A 17,928-nucleotide genomic window follows, 5' to 3' on the forward strand; every position below is an offset into this window, starting at 1 on the left:
ACCTTCTAATTGACTTTCATTATGAGAAAAATAACATACAAGCCACTGGTTCTTGCCCTGACAGCCGTATTGTTCTCAATGAACAGCTGTACCAAGGATTTTGAAGAAATAAACGCCAACCCAAACAGCCCGACACTGGTTAAAGCCCAGTATTTGCTTACCACCGGTCTGGAATCTTCAATCGACCGCTACTGGGGACACAGAGATCGCTTCGAACGCATTAACATTGACGCGGCAGAACTTTACATGCAGCACCTGACACGTAATATTTATTCCAACGAAGGTGATGACTACACGGTTTCTGTTGCCGTAACGAACAATAACTGGAAAGGCTTTTACAACGACGCGCAGGTTAATTTCCAGAGAATTATCACCATGTCGATGCCCGACGGCACGACACCGAACGCCAATTATGCAGGTGTTGCGATGGTTATGAGAACATGGGTTTTCTCTTTGCTGACGGATATGTACGGCCCTATTCCTTATTCAGAGGCTATCCAGGGAACGGCTGCTACGCCGATTTATACGCCAAAATATGATTCTCAGGAAGCCATTTACACGGCCATGCTTGCGGATCTGAAAACAGCCAACAGTATGCTGACTGTTGGGGGGCCGGTGGTTGCAGGAGACATCGTTTACAATGGTGACATTTTGAAATGGAAAAAGTTTGCCAACTCGCTTCGTTTGCGCCTGGCCAATCGTCAGGCAAAGAAAAAACCGGCTGAATCGAAAGCCGTTTTCGCAGAGATTCTTGGAGACGCCAAAACTTATCCAATTTTCACGACCAATGCAGACAACGCCCAATTAAACTGTTCGGCCGTTTTGCCAAGCAATAACGAGTGGAACCAGATCATTATCCAGGGCGGACGTACTGACTGGAATTTGAGCAAAACACTGGTGGATCAGATGAACGCAATGGGTGATACCAGAATTACGGTCTATGGCAATCCAAACAAGGCAGGCGTATACCAGGGTCATCCAAATGGTTTACCTGATGCCATAGCAACAACCTTTTTATCGACGAGCTCTACCATCGGAAGTTATTTCACCAAAGCGACGGCACCGGAAGTGATTATGACATTGGCTGAACTGAACTTCATATTGGCCGAAGCTGCCATTGACGGCGATATTACCGGAGATGCGGATGCCTATTTCAAAGCGGCGGTCAATGCGTCTTTCACACAGTATGCCCTGACTCCTAGTGCTGATTTCCTTGCAAAACTTGGCACCGCGACAAAAGCGAAGATCATGGAGCAAAAATGGGTTGCATTATTCGGCCAGGGTATTGAAGCATGGACCGAATGGCGCCGTACCGGATTACCGGTATTCCCTGCCCCGGACCCAAGAGCAGTATTAAACAATGACGGTATTTTACCTACACGTTTCACCTACTCGACCAATGAATATTCCCTCAACAAAACCAGTGTTGAAGCCGGCGTAACATTGCTTGGAGGCAAGGATGACATGAAAACCAAGCTGTGGTGGGTTGAGTAAAAAGGTCAGATTTACTAAGTTTTTAGGCTAAAAAATACTGAAAATGAAATCATTAGAAAAACATATCAAAATTTTCGCTATCTTAATGCTTGCCGGAACAATGATTTCGGCCTGCAAAGAAGAAGATCCATGGGTTGACGCTACCGTCTCCCCCGTGCTTGTTGATATTGTGGGAGCTCCTTTCGGTTATCCGATCGAAAAAACACCTACTGTCACCTACGATAGCTCTGCGGCAGAGTTAACATTTTCTGCCCGAGTGTTAGAATTAGATAAAAGCGGAATACTCGATAAATCAAAAGGTATTGACTCCATTCCTGCTCCCAATGTTCAGATCACGATCAATTACGAAATCAATAAAACGGTAAAAAAAGACACCGTAAAATTTGGTTCAAAAACTTTCATATTCAGCGCTGATGCTTTAAAAGCAGCAGGAAAACTTGGTGATAACCTATCGTCCAACGCAAACGGACTGGTTACTTTCAAGACTTCCTACAAGGCGCTTGGCTTTGAAGGGAACCGTATCCAACGCAAAGGCGACCTGATTAAGTTGACCTGGTCGGGCACCTACAAAGGAACTGCATTTACCCGTTTCTCACAGGCAAGTGTGTCTGCGAAATAATACCGAGCATTTACAAAATACCTTCTTGTCTATTCCCATTACTAAACTTTAATAATAAAAATGACTCAAAAAATCGACCGTCGCAACTTGTTAAAATCAGGCTTAATGGCTATTGGTGGTATGACGCTTGCTCCTCACTTGAGCATGGGAGCATTTGCGAATACTGACTTATCACTTGACCCTGAAAACCGCATTTATCGTAGCCCGATGGTACGGGAGCATTTCCTGGACAAAAAGCCGGATCTTTCTAAAATGATTCGTATCGGTGCTAACGAAAACCCATACGGACCGCCAAAAAGTGCGCAGAAAGCTGTGTGTGATTCAGTAATTGGCGGGAACCGCTACGCGTGGAAAGAAATGAATGATCTTGTTGAGAAGATCGCTAAAAAAGAAGGTGTATCGAAGGATTTCATCATGATGGGCCCGGGTTCTTCTGATCTTTTGGAAAAAGTTGCTCTGGTTCTTTTCATGAAGGGTGGAAATATCGTTTCCGCTGATCCATGTTATATGTCACTTGTTCAGGTCGCAAAATCTGTTGGTGCAACATGGAAAGCCGTTCCTGTAACAGAAAACCATTCCCACGATTTGAAAGCGATGGAAGCTGCTGTTGATAAAGACACAAAGCTTGTTTACATATGTAACCCTAATAATCCAACAGGTGCTATCACAACAGGCAAGGATCTGTTAGACTTCTGTTCACGCGTTTCTGAGAAAGTACCTATTTTCGTTGACGAAGCTTATATCGAACTGGCTGTTGGTGCTGATACTGAAAGCATGGTTGGATTGCTTCAGAAAAACAAAAATGTAATCGTCGCACGTACGTTCTCAAAAATTATGGGAATGGCCGGTATCCGTGTTGGTTACATCGCTGCGCAGCCTGCTTTCATCAAGCAGATCGAAAAAATCACACGCGGCGGTATGGGTATTTCCTACACTTCCATCGCGGCTGCTTCTGCTGCCATGGACGATAGCGAATTCCAGGTTATGACCCGTAAACTGAACCACGAAGCGAAAACCTATCTGCTTGCTAATCTTGACAAAATGGGATACAAATACATTCCGTCTTACACCAACTTTGTAATTTTCCCGATTAACATGCCGGGTAAGGATATGCTTGCAAAACTGGCTGCAAAGAACATCTCTGTACGTGCGTTTGATATTCAGAACAAGCCATGGTGCCGTGTTAGTATTGGCACAATGGATGAAATGAAATCTTTCGTGAGCGCGCTTGGAACGATAAGCTAATTCACCATAATCTGAAAGATGGCTGGTTTTCCGGGGCGTATATCCAATCCGGATATCATCCCCGCAAAACCAGCCTATCCTTTTTACTTCATTTATTACACTGGATTTTTTATCCGGTATTCAGTCAATAAAAAGCTTTAATTATGAGTGATGCCTTACAAAAAACCATTACTTTACTTTTACTGATTGCTTTGGGGTTACTTCTCCGCGGGAAGTTTAAAAGTAAGGAGCAAACCAACGGTATTAAGGAAATCATCCTTTCTGTTGCTTTGCCATCGACAATCTTCATTTCGCTGATGAAGATTGAAATGGACTCATCAATGCTCATTATTCCACTTGTGACTTTGGTGTTTAATTTTCTGATGTTTTTTTCCGCACCGCTTGCCTTTGCACTTTTTGGAATCGAAAAAAACAGTCCGACGGGAAGAACATTGATGATGCTTATTCCTTCATTAGCGCCAGGTCTTTCCTGTTTCCCTTTTATTGCTGAATTCCTGGGTGAAAAAAGTCTGGCCATTGCTGCATTGGCCGATGTTGGAAACAAATTTTTCGTCCTGATTTCGCTTTACATCCTGGCGATGAACATGTTCCTGAAAAACAGCCACGACAAGGAAACAAAACTGGGCGGGAAACTTAAAAGCCTGTTTGCCAATATGCTTCAGGAACCTATTAACGTGCTTATCATCCTTGCGATCGTATTATTAAGCCTGGGAATAAATTACGCAACACTACCCTTTGTAATCACTGAAATTTTTGACAAAACAAGTGCCATGATGACGCCGCTCGTTCTTATGTTTATCGGCCTGGCCGTGCAACTAAAGGAAGGAAAGAAGCGTATCGTAGCTAGTATACTGTTGTTCAGAGCTGGTAGCACAATGCTGATCAGCTCCGGGATGATTTACGTTTTGAATATCACCGATCAGTCTTTGATCCTGCTTGCAGTGGTAATACCGTTGAGTGCGGCGAGCTTCTGGCCTCTGGCGCACATTTCGGCCTTTAATCTGCGTGAAGATGCCATGGGACTGACAAAAGAAAAGAGAACTTTTGATATGGAACTGGCTGTATTGCTTCTAGCATTCTCGCTGCCATTTTCTACAATTCTTATTCTTGGCATTTTGACAACCGGTGCGTATTTCACACATTTATCGACACTGATCATTGCCGGTGTCGTTCTTATTGCGCTGGGCGGACTGCCCAATCTTTTTAGTAAAGTATTTGTAAGAGTTTCAAAAGCCTGACCTGACGATCTGATATGCGTAAAAAAATAATAATTCCATTTCTGTCTCTGCTGTCCTTTACGGCAATGGCTCAGGCCGACAATGGTGCAACTGCTGATTTAAGAACAGGAATCACACGCAAGGTTTCCGGAAAAGAAAAAAAGCAAGATAAATATTTTTGCGCAAGCGCGACAGTAACCATGGCCGACGGGACCATAAAACCGATACGCGATGTAAAGGTGGGTGAAAAAGTAAAGACCTGCCACGAGGGAAAAAGCATTGCTACCGAAGTAAAAGAGGTAGAAGTATACCATAATCCTAACGCAGCTTTGACGGCCGTATATCTGCGTCCTGTCAATGAAACTGTTGCCCGGGAGACATGGCCACTTGTGCCGGCTGTCCTTTTTGAAGCAACGCCGCATCACCAGGTAACCACGGACAAAGGCAGCAAAACAATGAAGCAGTTATCTAAAAACGATGTGTTGTATCACTATGAACCATCAACCGGGCAGGTTTCTTCCTGGAAAGTGGGGATTGTACATACCAACGCACGAAAGGTGGAAACTGCCTATAACCTGACCACAGAAGACGGCTCCTATCTAATTGAAAATGTACTCGTATCGAATAATTAACTCCTGTTTACTATAATCAACGTTATGAAAATCCAGAGCCTGCCGGCTTTGGATTTTTCCATTTTACACGACTGACAGACACGTATTTTAAGCTTGTCCGTTTTCTTTCTTCGGTTCATCCATGCGATTTCAAAAAACCTTTGCGACCTTTACAGCACATTTGAAGTTGAATCAGCAAACCATATCATTTACCACCGTGTTACAAATCAACCTGTCGTCCACACCCAAAGCATCAGGATTTACATTTCCAGCCGAATGGCATCCACACCGCGCCACCTGGCTTACATTTCCGCATAACGATGCTTCCTGGCAGGGTGACAGACTTTCGAAAATGTATCCCCAATATCTGGCTTTTATCAAGGCAATCAGTCAGGGAGAAAATGTAGGGATCATTGCCAATGATGAAAATCTGAAACAATTTATCATCACACAACTGACTGCCATTGGTGTTGATCTTTCCAAAATTGAATTTATTATCAAACCTACCAACGACGCCTGGTGCCGGGATCATGGCCCCGCATTCCTGATTAACCCTGATACCAAACAGCGCATGATCGTTGATTGGGGACATAATGCATGGGGTGGTAAGTATCCTCCGTATGACGACGATAACCGCACGCCGCAGGCCATTGCAAAATATCTGGATTTAGCTGCCGTCACACCGGGAATTATTATGGAAGGGGGTTCGGTGGAATTTAACGGTGCAGGAAGTATTTTGACCAGTAAATCCTGTCTGTTAAATAAAAACCGCAATCCGCATTTAAACCAGGGACAGATTGAACAATACCTTTATGACTACTACGGAGCCGAGCAGGTTCTGTGGGTGGAAGACGGTATTGTGGGCGACGACACGGACGGACATATCGACGACACAACCCGTTTTGTCAATGCAGACACGATTCTTGCCTGTGTGGAAAACGATCCGAACGATGAAAATTACGGCGTTTTACAAACAAACCTGAAAATGCTCAAAGCCATGCGTTTGTTAAATGGCAAGCAACCGAATATCATCGAATTGCCCATGCCCAAAGCAGTGGTTATCGACGATTTCCGGACACCAGGTTCCTATGCTAACTTCCTGATTTGTAATGCGGGCGTTATCGTACCGGTTTTTAAAAACCCGAACGACCAGATCGCCATCGATATTCTCGAACAAGCATTCCCCGACAGAAAAATAATTCCGTTAGAAGCGACCGAAATCATCTGGGGGCAGGGCAGTTTTCACTGTCTGAGCCAGCAAGAACCTTTGATTTAAAATTTTGATTTATATAAAAAACAGCTGGCTAGATATGAAATCTTAGCCAGCTGTTTTTGTAATAATATTGGTCAGAGTTGCCGCAACTTACTTTATCTCCGTAATTCCTCCATCATTAACAGCAAAAGGATGCTCTTCTTCCTTTTTGAAGATTCCTTTTATCGAATCTAAAAATGTTTTCTTTTTTAATTCAACAGGCTCATAAGGTGTAATTGTTTTCCTGCCGATCTGCTTGTGAAAAGGTTGTTTTCGCAATTGTTTTTCAAAAACAACAATGGAATCGTAGAAGGATATACAATTGATATGGCGGGTGATCTCATCAATCCGTATCTTGCTTTTATCAACCACATGATAGTCATAAATTGAATCAACCAGGTTTTTAGATTTTTCTATAAAAGAAACCGGATTTCTCAAACCCCCATGAAATTCATCCCAATACGATGTATGCGTATCTTCGACGATATACAATCCGCCTTCTTTCACCTTCATATATAACATTTCGAAGGACACAAGTTGCTGCTCCATCGTGTGTCCCCCATCATCAATGATAAAGTCAAGTTCCGGCAATTGGCTGGCAACCTGACCTAAAAAATCTTTATCACTCTGAGAACCGATGAAAATTGTCGTATTTTCTTCCTCCAATTTCTTACAATCCGGATTGATATCAATGGCATAAATATGAACATACTCGCCAAAATATTTTTTCCATAATTGCAGCGAACCGCCATGAGAAATACCTATCTCGAGAATATTGATTTTTTGCCCGCGGTACTTTGAAAAATATTTTTCATAAATGTCAAAATAATGGTCCCATTTATGAATGAGGTTTCCTGTATGATTGTAAAAAATGTCACGAATACTGCCGGTTGTTGATTGCATACTTTTTTGATTTTAATAATGGCTAATAGTTACAAATGTATAATAACTAAAAGGTTGTTAAAATCTGATGGAGGAAATAATTTAGAGTTGGTTACATAATCAGTTATCTCATTTACGAGAAAAAGGATAACATCCAGCTCTTTCCATCCCGATAAATGCACCGACATTTTTAATTACGGGCAAAGTGTGTGTGTGTTTCTTTCTTGAAGAATACTTTATACAAGACATCAAATTGATTGGCATAAATCTAAATTCCCTACTGAACTATGTTGCAGCAGCACATATTCAGGTTTGCTTATTCCTAGGATTCAACCAATCATCTGCTTTATCATAGATTAGCTGATACAAGCTACGTTTCGTAATCACAAATTCAGCGCGAAGACTTAATCCCTTGGTAAGTGCTACTTGATAACCATTTTTCAATTGCAGCTTTTTCCGATCCAGTGAACATTTAACTTTGAACACGGGTCGGTCCTGCATGATCGTAAAATCCCGGGCAATATCTTCAACCTTACCATTCACCATCCCCCATTCATTATAATTGAAAGCATCCATACGAAATAAAACATGCTGCCCCTTTTTTATAAGACCAATGTCCTGTGGTGAAACGTAACATTCGGCAATGATCAGGGAATCATCGGGCGAGATGATACCCAAAGATTCACCTGCCTGTATAAAACTGCCCGTGTATTTACCAGAAATCTGCTGCATCGTTCCAGCAACCGGTGCATTGACTACATAGTTTTTCTGCTGTTCGGCAAGCTGTTTCTCCTCTGCATATAACTGTTGCAGATTTTCACGCTGACTACTCAAATCAGACTGCCACTGTCCCATTTGCTGACGAAAAGCGGATTCATATTGTGCAACCAGCTGCGTATGTTCAAAATCTTTACTATCAAATTCGCGCATCGCAATCACCTTTTCCTTAAAAAGTTTTCTATCGGCGTCCAGCTCTTTTTTGATCTTTTGCTGATGAAACAAGTTCTCCTGCATTTTTGACTGAAAAGAAAAAAACTGTTGTGCATATAGCGATGTTCCGAAAACTTGTTCCCTGTATAAACCAGACTGATCAAGTCTGACCAGTTTTTCCAGATCATGGATAAATGAGTTTTTCTGCTCCTTCTGATCCTTATTCAGCTGGATACGCGAAGATAATTCCTGAGAACTTATCTCGTAAAGCATTTCTCCTTTCCTTACCGTCTGGTTTTCAGTTACAGTCACGTGTTGGATAACACCATTGACCAACGAACGAAGTTCTGTTTTCTCGTTTGCAGTACGAAGACTTCCACTGCTTTGGACGGATATATCAATATATAGAAAAGGAAGAGAAAACAAGGTCAGAAGTATAGCAAAAATTGTGGTAGCATATATCCACTGACTCCCGACTGCCACACTCGGTAAGTACCCTTCGATGCTATTTTCAAGAACATCTGGGGGGAAAAGTTGTTGCTGCATACCTTATCGCCAGATTAATTTACAAGGTTTGTTTCAAATACCGTCACACCACTTTGTTGACTCCATAATGAAGCATACTGCCCCTTTTCGACCAATAGCGTTTCATGAGTCCCCTTTTCAACAACTTTGCCCTTATGGACAACGATAATTTCATCCGATTCCCGTACCGTAGACAGTCGATGTGCAATAAGAACTACCGTTTTTCCAGCTGCACAAAGCGACTTGATCGTATCCTGCACATATTGTTCCGAAATTGTATCTAAAGATGACGTGGCTTCGTCAAAAATAATAATCTCAGGTTCGCGGTATAACGCCCGTAAAATGGCCAGTCGTTGCCGCTGGCCTCCCGACAAATTATTGCCGTTCTCGGTCAGTTCCGTAACATACCCATTGGGCAACTCTTCAATAAATTCATGAATGCCCAATTTTCTGGCATAATAAAGTACCTTTTTCATGTCAGGCTCAAACGCACCAAGGGCAATATTTTCCAGGACGGTTGCCGCGAAAAGATGAATCTGCTGCGGAACAACACTCACCAACTTCCTTAAACTTTCATTGCTAAGATGCTGAATATCAAAATCACCGATATTAATCCGCCCGCTCTTCAAAGGGTACAAATTTTGCAGTAGCGAAATAAGTGTAGACTTACCTGACCCGCTCTCCCCAACGATCGCAGTAATTTTACCTTTCCTGATCGTTAGGTTCAAATGTTCAAAAATAATGGCCCGTGTTCCATATCTGAAAGTAACATCTTCCAGATTAATATCCCCGACCATATCCTTCGTGAGCTCGATTTTATGTTCTGTTTTTTCACGTTCCAAATCCATAATCTCAAAAAGCCTGTCAGCGGCAATCAACGCATCCTGAATGGTCTTGTTCGCACCTATGAGTCTGCCGGCAGGTCCTGTAAAATAACCGATCAATGCGTAAAAAGAAAAAAGTTCACCAGCCGTCAGTTCATTGGTAATGACAAAAGAAGTACCAACCCACAGCAAAATGATCGTAAATAGCTGAGAAATAAAGCCACTGGCGGTACTCACTGATAAAGATGACATAAATGAACTATAAATGGTACGGATCAACTGAATAAACCGTGTTTCTGTTTTATAGTTAGCATAGCTTTCCATGCCAAACCTTTTGATGGTCGAAGCTGCATTTAAAGATTCCACCAGCTGTGCTTCCAGCTCGGCAGCATTTTCCATGAGTTTACGCTGAAGACGTTTATTAATCCGGTTCGATATCCAATAGAAAAACACATAAAACGGAATGATGGCAAGCATAATCAACGCCAGCTTCCAGTAATAAGTGAACATGAGCATAAAGGAAAACAGCACGATAAAGACATTAACAACCAGGTCCAGCACCGTCTCGTTGATAAACGACCGGATTTTAACGGCATCATTAACTCTGGAAATAATCTCTCCTACCCGCATCGTATCAAAAAATTGCTGCGGAAGTGTCAGCAAATGTTTGTAATAACCTAAAATAAGCTGCGCATCAATCTGCTGACCGGTTTTGAAAACAAAGACCGTTTTTATCGTACCCACTATGGTTTGCAAAACCAATATCAGCAACATACCGACACTCAATAAACGTAACAAGTTCATGTTCGCTGAAGGCAGGACATGATCGGTTATTTTCTGAATATATATGGACGTGGATAAGCCAAGTAAGGTTGCCACAGCTGCACCAAACAATGCCTGGATCATAACACTTTTGTGGGGATTGACCAAAGCCCAGAAGCGGTGCATGACGGAAACTCGTTGATTTTCAATTACAAAATTATCCGCAGGCATTAAAATTATTAATACCCCTGTCCATAATTTTTTAAATTCTTCTAGTGCCTTAGTATGGGTTTTACCATCTCCGGGATCCATATACGTGACATCTTTATCTGTAACTTTGTATAATACAATGTAATGATGCAATCCTCCTTTTACAATAACATGGGCAATTGCAGGTAATGGAATTTTATTAAGACTTTCTAGCGCTCCCTTAACGCCTTTTGCCTGAAAACCAATTTTTTGAGCGGCTTCAATAAGTCCAAGGACATTGGTACCTTTTGGGTCTGTCCCTGCATATTGTCTCACACGGGCGATAGGCATCCCTAATCCATAATGCCCCGCAACAGAAGCTAGACAAGCTGCACCACAGTCCGTGATATCATGCTGTTTAATAAAAATACTTGCTCTCATAGATAATGACTAACTTAAAGTCTCATACGTATCCCAAAGGCCATGGACACGGGAGAAACACCCCTATATACATTCTCAGGTGTTATTAGAATCTCCGTGGAAGGGTAATCCGTGGCAACAGTTCTTGTAAAGAAAAAATTTCTTTTCGTTTTGAGTAGTAGTATGTCCTTTTGATGGATATTTTGAGTGTAGCTCAATTCTCCAAAATAAGAAAGTCGCTTTTTTCGATATTCCAAACCCAAACCGATCTGACCGTTAATATCCCGGTCTCCTAAAAAAACTTTTGAATTCTTACCCAAATTCTTACCATTCATAACTATATCCTTCTCGGAAGAAAGTTCTCCTAAGTATAGCCCAGCTTTACCGATTGAGAAACCTGTCGAAGCTGTTATAAATAGCGGATTCCCTTCTTTTTTCATCAGATAATATTGATAAAATTTAATCGAAATGACCTTGTAAAGATTAGAGTTAAATAATCCATCCGTAAAATCCATTCTTAGCTGCTTATATGGATTCAGTTCGTATCCGATGCTAATTGTACTCCCGGAGATGACGGTAGGCCTGGAAATTGCCCGTGCCCCACCATTCATTTGATCCATGTAATCTAACCAGACACGCTCCTTATCTATGGATTTAAAGAAAGCTCCATTTAATGCGTAACCAATTGTTATGCGTTTTGTTAAGTTATATATTCTCACTTTAAGATCTCTTCTCGATTTAATCTCGCTATAACCCGTTTTCGCAGTTTCGTTGCCGGACATCCTAATCCTCTCCATTTTTAATGTCGAATCCATTTCAATCGTGGTGTATTCATCCCAAAAATGCATATCATTAGTACTCTCTAATTCTGCAAACAGCTCGCCGTATTTCAGCCTCTTCTCTAATGGTATTTGTTTATGATTTTTTATCAGATCACAGGCAGTTGTAACAAATTCAAGTACATAATTACTCTCCTGCTTTGTCTTACCATTGTAGTTTTTACCACTAACCGAAGTGTATTTCACCACATTTACAGCATCTTGATGTTGATAAAGTGTTAGGTAATTTCTGGTAATTCTTCTTATTGGAATCAGAGGATTTGGGTTTTTCGGATCATTATCTTTCCATTCAATTTTCTGATAAGCCAGCGTTTTTTTGTCAATCCAAATTTTACCTTCCTTTGTTTCTCTCGTGTCATTTGATTTAAATCGAATGACATAAACTGAATCTTTTCCCATATTGTATTTCGAAATTGATTCAAGCTGATAAATAAAACGTTTATTGAAATAGGCAGGATTCAAAAAAGATTCTCTCATTTTGACAGGATCATTCCAATTAACCATAAATGCACCACCGTAATATCTTACGTTATCGATACTGTCGCGTTGAGGAAATCTGAGGTTACGCACTTTAAGCACTTCTACCTGAGCATCTTCTTTTGAATTTTGATATCCACTTTGTTGGACTCTTAACGAAGATTCTGTAAAATCCAGATAGCGATTATCTTTTGTCGATTTATGATAAGATCTGTAAAACCCAATTAATTCAATTGAATTTTGAGGATAGTTGTCATTAATTTTCCTGTATGCTTTCGCAAGTAAGACTTTTAGGGAGCTATCCGGAAAAATGAAAACTTCATTAAGTTGCGTCGCATCCGCTTCTAAAATAATCACAATACCCTGGTTATCAACACCTATTTTATGTTTATTGGTTTTATAACCCAGAGAACTAACGACCAATATCCGATTGTCCAAATTACGAATCACCAAGTTAAAATATCCCTGTTCATTCGTAACAGTTCCATTGTTTTCTCCTTCAATATGAATAGAGGCAAAAGGGATAGCTTGTTGCTTCGCATCCAAAATCCTGCCGGCAATATGTTTCGTCTGCGCATAAGCATTGAGACTTACAAACAGTAACAACCATGCCGATAAGTTTTGTAAATATTTGCTATTGACTGCCATATTAAATCCATTAAGCAATTGCTGTTTTTGGAAGAAACGTTCCTCCAAAAACAGCAAAGTCAAATTATAATCTCTCTGCAAAAATGTAGCCTAAAATGGCAGATGCTACAAAAACCAGTGCTTGCAGCCAAAAACCACCATTTACTTCCTGCATTTCTTCTCTTGATAATTCAACTAATCCGAAGCGATTTAGATTTTCCATCATTTATGATTTTTAAGTTAATTTTATCAATTATTCTGAGGCAAATATGCCTACTCCAGTCAGGAATCCAGCGATAGCCCAAAAAACTATCGCCCAAAATCCCCCTTCAACTTTTACCATTTCCTCGTGGCTCATTTCAACCAAGCCGGAATTCTCCAGTTGTAACATTTCCATTGGATTTTATTTTTAAGATGATTAAAAATTTACTAAAATCATCACTCAATTCTGTTGGCCAACGGTATCTCAGATGATGATATCGTAAAGCTAAGTAACGCCAGTGCACTATAATTGCACTGGCTATATTTTTGTAAAATATTTTTAAAAATTATTTCTTTTTCATCAAAACTCCTTCAAACAGCCGATTTGCGACTTTACTTTCCTCCGCTACACGCTATTTGTCGCCGGTTTTGCCGGTATAAACTATACACTCGGCCTAGGTTAGCGAAGTAATGACGTTTATCGTCCACTACTCAAACCAGGAAATAATGAAACTCTTAATGATAGCGTAGGCTTTAACAACAATAGGGCCACTGAACAATCCAATTAATATGTAGATGTACATTTGCAGCTTTTTATTTAATCCTGCTTTCATCTTTATTAAAAAAGTCTATGTTTTTAAAGCATCTTGCCCATTTTTTTTAATTCCCTACGGAAAGCAAAAAAATGTACAGTCAAAAAAATAGCTGAAAATTTAAAAAGGTCATTGTCTTTAAGATAAGTCAGGGCTTTATCTACACTAACTGCATCGTCCCTGACAAGTAAGTTGGATAGGGAAAACACTACGATCATCAGTAATACTCCAAAGAAGGTCTGAAAGAAAGAACGGTATCTTAACCTTTCGATTTCAGCAGTTTCATTTTTCTCTCTGGAAATAATAACCAATGTCAAACCGCAAAGGCAAAACCATTTAAGAGCCCCAACCCATGTCTCCGCGAATGGTGAAAAGAAGTCAAAATTTAACATGACTGATAAAAACATGACCAATGACAGGATCATAATCCAATAACCGATCTTTTTGAAATAAAATGAAATCATAAAATAATTGTTTATAAGTCAAACCCGATTGTGAATTGCCAAATAACCCCAAGGATATTGAATAAAGAATGTAGTAATACACCATACCAAAAACCATAGATGATGCGGATGTACCCTAGCATTAATCCGCCAAAAGTTTGAGTCATTGTGATGAAGGGGATAAAAAGGTAATGCGAATGATCGAATTGATAATTAAAAAAATGAATCCAGCCAAATATCAAAGCTGACAAGTAATATAACCACTTGAAATAAGTTTTTTTTCGATAGTAACCCAGTGAAAGCCGGAATATCCCTTCTTCTATAAGAGGAGCAAGTATAACTGCTGAAATCACTGTAGTTAAAACACCTGTTTTATAATCAATTTCTTCTAACCTATTATAAAGCCCTAATTTTTCTGCTATTTCTACCGGATACCAAAGGATAAAGGCGGATACTACGAATTGTATGATCAAATAGTAGAAACTTACGTTGAGCAATTTTTGATCTTTCGAAATATCTACATAATCAGGAGCATTTGGGTTTTTAATAAACCCGATAAAATGCAGTATAAGATATTTGAAATGGACGGTCATGTTAAGTATGTGTCTTTAGATTTATTGATGGGCATATTCTTTGACGGCAACGCTACCTGAACTCGTCCTTTCCTGTGTACTTCCAGGTTGATTTACCTTGTTAATAAAAGATAAAAACGGCTGAACCAACATGGCTGGTTTCATCACAGGGCCATTAAAATTAAGATGCAAAGGATGGCTACCGGTAATTTTGTTATAAATATCCAGCCCTTCATTCACCTCAAAATCCACAAGTATCGCCTTCATTTCGGTCATTACTATATTTTTCTTTTCATTAATATCCGGAACTGTCTGGAATTTTTTTAACCGTTTCCATGGTCGTTGGGAAGGTTTGAAATAATTCACAGTTTACATCCAAGCACATGAATCTCGTACTCGTTTTTCAGATGGCTCGCCAGGTTCATGGCAGGAATTACATGACTTTGAATATTGGCCGGGTAGAAAAGCAAAGATTTTTTCATCTGTTGAATTGCATAAAATCCCCTATCACTAAAAGCCCCTTGCTTTCAGTTGTAAACCATAAATCTAGAAACTGCCAGTGCACTATTTCTGCACAGGCAATAATTCTTTAAAAAATTCAGGCGTTATTTGAAACTCTCCTACTTCAACAGACTTGGTTTCTTCATTACTCGATTCGCAAAAACCCATGTTAAACCGGACGGATCGTTCATAATAATAGGTTTGCCTTATGTGGCAAAAAGAGATCGGGGCTCCCATTTCTCTCATAACGCGTATGTATTCAAACACAGCTCTTTTCGAGAGGTCTAATTTTTCAGCCAATTCAGCTGGGGAACCAGTGGCTCTTGTCCCAATCATATGGTGTAGCCGGTCAAACCGTTCCAGATATTTTATCAGGTTCATATTATAGCGTGTGTGTGTAATATTCGAAATGCAATGTAGAAACTTCAATCAAAAAAGCCTTCGTAATCAGGCTTCTTTTTTAATCAAATTTGGAATAAAACAATATTTTATTTTAATAAATACATTAACCACAAAATCCAGATCAGGAATGACAAACCTCAAATCTGGTTATATGTATTCCGAATCACGAGTTCTTTAGACCCTACTCCCCCAACCGCTCCCAATCTCCCGGTTCGTGTAAAAAAACATTGTAGTCTACAAAACCGCGGATTCCGTCGGCCCAGCCTTTTTCGCTGTGTTGCCAAAACAGGACGTGGGCGTCTTCGGCCAGGTCGTTGAGGTGCGTGCGTGAATACCCTGCCAGCCACAGGGGATAATCGTCGAAATTTCCGGCGATGTATTTTTTGTAGAAATGTTCGTTTACATAGATGATCGGACGCACACCATAGTGTTTTTCGATCAGTACAAGCCAGTTTCTGACACCTTTAACGATGATCTCGTTAGGTTTTCTGGCATCTGTTTCAAGGTCTAATACCGGTGGCAGATCGCCCGGAAGCAGTTCCACCTGTCCGATAAAATTCTCTACCTGCCTGTCGGACATTACACGCGGGTTATAAAAGTGATAAGCACCCCGTTTCATGCCAACCCTTCGCGCCTCCTTCCAGTTTCTCTGAAATTGCCGGTCCAGATGTGTGGCGCCCTCTGTTGCTTTTATGTAAACAAAATCAATTCCGACTTCATCGGTTCGTGAGTTTTTCAGCTTGTCCCAGTTTATACGCGCATTATGATGGGATACATCAATACCATGCAAGGCATATTTGAGCGGAAACTTAATTCCGAATTTACCTACGTAAGTCCATTTGTTCTCATCCTTGCTGTCGCTCCACCAAACCAGAGCGCCAATCACCAGCACAATACCTGCAATAATCGCCCAACCTTTTAACGGCAGAGGTTTCAAATAGTCAGGTTTACTTAAAATGGAACTTCGCGATTTCTTTTTTGCCATAGGGAAGCAAAAGTACAAAAAGATAGGAATGGTTGGTTGCAACAATGCGGTGCACCAAAAACTTGTCGTTCTTCATAAATATTTTTCCGCACATCAAACTCCTAATAACAACCTGCTTACCAATAAATTACGCACAAAACAACTCAATTAACTGTCTTCATTCAGCATAAATATCAAAAAAATTACCGCTTAATGCCGCCTATGGAGTGACCTATGGATAAACGGTAAGTCTAACCCAATACAGACTATATTCCCTCATTGTTTACAATAAATCCTGTAAGTCATGGAACCAGAAAATTTAAAGGGTCTCGGAAAGCGATTAAAAAAGCTCCGCCAGCTGCACGGATTGAAGCAAGAAAGAATGGCCCGGGAAATAGGTTTGAGCCAGACAGCATACAGCAAAATAGAGACTGGCGATACCAGCTTGACCGTAACAAGGGCTGCCGCAATTGCCAAAGTATTTGGAATGACATTGGCAGCATTACTGGAATGGGAAGAAAATATTTGAAAAGAAATTAAAAAAAATTGTGACGCCAGATAATATCGCTCGTCTACATACCGAATAAAAGGAAACAGGTTGCACACACTATACATACATTATCATAACAAAACGATTGATTACACGCACATTTCATAACACTTCATCATTTTACAACACTTCATCAACAAACACAATTTAAGCTTACTCACCATTTCATTTTACACACACTCGAAGCCTATTCTAAACGAAAGTTAATGAATAGGCTTTTTTACGTCCATTTCAAGCCATTTCCGTACCACTGATGTGTGAATTTACCATTCATTTCGATATTGTGCCACTCATGTACTTTGCATTGCATAGTACCTGCCATAACCCATACATTTGTTATGTTCTTTAAGCGTAACACATAACAAATTCATAAATCTATTAGCCATGAAAAATTCAATCAAAAACATCGTAAGCGCTCTGGTTTTAGTCGCAACCATTTCATTCACTGCTGTTGCAGGAGATAAAGAAGTGAAAAAAGTAACCGGATTCAATTCCGGAGTTTATGCTTCCAAAGACGGAAAGCTTAAAGTAAACATCGACAAGTACAACAATGCCAGCACTGCGATACTTTTCCAGGATTCGAAAGGAAAAGTGTTTTACAGAGAAGTTGCGGGGAAATACGATAAAAAATTGAGAAGAGAAATTGATATCAACGACCTTCCCGCCGGAAATTACACATTGGAAATCGTTAGCAAAGGAGAAAAACAAACCAAAGAATTCCAGTTACTCGAAAAGGTGGTTGAGCGCTCAATCAAGATGGATTAATTTGCGGTCCGTTGCAAACAAAAA

At 40.3% G+C, this 17,928-nt stretch carries 18 protein-coding genes; 8 read left to right on the top strand and 10 right to left on the bottom strand.

All coding sequences use genetic code 11. The features are described from left to right. Nucleotides 1-21 precede the first annotated feature (21 nt). From M1L62_RS03295 to M1L62_RS03320, 6 genes are all read left to right on the top strand, one after another. A complete protein-coding gene (locus M1L62_RS03295; RefSeq protein WP_254411577.1) occupies nucleotides 22-1,494 on the top strand; it encodes a SusD/RagB family nutrient-binding outer membrane lipoprotein in 1,473 nt (490 codons plus the stop codon). Nucleotides 1,495-1,537: 43 nt separating this feature from the next. Next, on the top strand, nucleotides 1,538-2,113 hold the full coding sequence (locus M1L62_RS03300) for a hypothetical protein (protein ID WP_254411578.1): 576 nt from the start codon (nucleotides 1,538-1,540) through the stop codon (nucleotides 2,111-2,113). Between the two features lie 60 nt (nucleotides 2,114-2,173). After that, nucleotides 2,174-3,358 carry a pyridoxal phosphate-dependent aminotransferase gene (locus M1L62_RS03305; protein ID WP_254411579.1) on the top strand — a complete coding sequence of 395 codons (1,185 nt, stop codon included), beginning with the start codon at nucleotides 2,174-2,176 and terminating at the stop codon, nucleotides 3,356-3,358. A 143-nt stretch (nucleotides 3,359-3,501) separates the two neighbouring features. Continuing rightward, a complete protein-coding gene (locus M1L62_RS03310; protein ID WP_254411580.1) occupies nucleotides 3,502-4,596 on the top strand; it encodes an AEC family transporter in 1,095 nt (364 codons plus the stop codon). 14 nt (nucleotides 4,597-4,610) lie between these two features. Then, nucleotides 4,611-5,207 (top strand): hypothetical protein, encoded by a 597-nt coding sequence (locus tag M1L62_RS03315; protein WP_254411581.1) that lies wholly within the window; start codon nucleotides 4,611-4,613, stop codon nucleotides 5,205-5,207. 121 nt (nucleotides 5,208-5,328) lie between these two features. After that, complete coding sequence (locus M1L62_RS03320; protein WP_254411582.1) at nucleotides 5,329-6,462, top strand: agmatine deiminase family protein; 1,134 nt, start codon at nucleotides 5,329-5,331, stop codon at nucleotides 6,460-6,462. Between the two features lie 87 nt (nucleotides 6,463-6,549). Here M1L62_RS03320 and M1L62_RS03325 read toward each other — a convergent pair whose 3' ends face one another. The 10 genes from M1L62_RS03325 to M1L62_RS03370 form a co-directional block, all read right to left on the bottom strand. Next, nucleotides 6,550-7,341, bottom strand: coding sequence for a class I SAM-dependent methyltransferase (locus tag M1L62_RS03325; protein WP_254411583.1), 792 nt, complete (start codon nucleotides 7,339-7,341; stop codon nucleotides 6,550-6,552). Between the two features lie 285 nt (nucleotides 7,342-7,626). Then, a complete protein-coding gene (locus M1L62_RS03330) occupies nucleotides 7,627-8,796 on the bottom strand; it encodes an HlyD family secretion protein (protein ID WP_254411584.1) in 1,170 nt (389 codons plus the stop codon). 14 nt (nucleotides 8,797-8,810) lie between these two features. Then, a complete protein-coding gene (locus tag M1L62_RS03335; protein WP_254411585.1) occupies nucleotides 8,811-10,991 on the bottom strand; it encodes a peptidase domain-containing ABC transporter in 2,181 nt (726 codons plus the stop codon). A gap of 14 nt (nucleotides 10,992-11,005) precedes the next feature. Continuing rightward, on the bottom strand, nucleotides 11,006-12,982 hold the full coding sequence (locus tag M1L62_RS03340; protein WP_254411586.1) for a carboxypeptidase-like regulatory domain-containing protein: 1,977 nt from the start codon (nucleotides 12,980-12,982) through the stop codon (nucleotides 11,006-11,008). 16 nt (nucleotides 12,983-12,998) lie between these two features. Then, entirely contained in the window at nucleotides 12,999-13,139 is a 141-nt protein-coding gene (locus tag M1L62_RS03345; RefSeq protein ID WP_254411587.1) for a class IIb bacteriocin, lactobin A/cerein 7B family, read from the bottom strand. Between the two features lie 27 nt (nucleotides 13,140-13,166). Continuing rightward, on the bottom strand, nucleotides 13,167-13,310 hold the full coding sequence (locus tag M1L62_RS03350; protein ID WP_254411588.1) for a class IIb bacteriocin, lactobin A/cerein 7B family: 144 nt from the start codon (nucleotides 13,308-13,310) through the stop codon (nucleotides 13,167-13,169). Nucleotides 13,311-14,182: 872 nt separating this feature from the next. Continuing rightward, nucleotides 14,183-14,743 (bottom strand): CPBP family intramembrane glutamic endopeptidase, encoded by a 561-nt coding sequence (locus M1L62_RS03355; protein WP_254411589.1) that lies wholly within the window; start codon nucleotides 14,741-14,743, stop codon nucleotides 14,183-14,185. A 21-nt stretch (nucleotides 14,744-14,764) separates the two neighbouring features. After that, entirely contained in the window at nucleotides 14,765-15,088 is a 324-nt protein-coding gene (locus M1L62_RS03360; protein WP_254411590.1) for a hypothetical protein, read from the bottom strand. 198 nt (nucleotides 15,089-15,286) lie between these two features. After that, nucleotides 15,287-15,604, bottom strand: coding sequence for an HTH domain-containing protein (locus M1L62_RS03365; RefSeq protein WP_254411591.1), 318 nt, complete (start codon nucleotides 15,602-15,604; stop codon nucleotides 15,287-15,289). Nucleotides 15,605-15,806: 202 nt separating this feature from the next. Beyond that, nucleotides 15,807-16,610 (bottom strand): glycoside hydrolase family 25 protein, encoded by an 804-nt coding sequence (locus M1L62_RS03370; protein WP_254411592.1) that lies wholly within the window; start codon nucleotides 16,608-16,610, stop codon nucleotides 15,807-15,809. Between the two features lie 283 nt (nucleotides 16,611-16,893). Between M1L62_RS03370 and M1L62_RS03375 the strand changes: the two genes are divergently transcribed. Continuing rightward, nucleotides 16,894-17,118 (top strand): helix-turn-helix domain-containing protein, encoded by a 225-nt coding sequence (locus tag M1L62_RS03375; RefSeq protein ID WP_254411593.1) that lies wholly within the window; start codon nucleotides 16,894-16,896, stop codon nucleotides 17,116-17,118. Between the two features lie 405 nt (nucleotides 17,119-17,523). Then, nucleotides 17,524-17,904, top strand: a complete 381-nt coding sequence (locus M1L62_RS03380; RefSeq protein ID WP_254411594.1) for a T9SS type A sorting domain-containing protein — start codon at nucleotides 17,524-17,526, stop codon at nucleotides 17,902-17,904. Nucleotides 17,905-17,928 lie beyond the last annotated feature (24 nt).

The sequence above is a fragment of the Dyadobacter diqingensis genome (genome assembly GCF_024220585.1).
GTDB lineage: Bacteria > Bacteroidota > Bacteroidia > Cytophagales > Spirosomataceae > Dyadobacter > Dyadobacter diqingensis.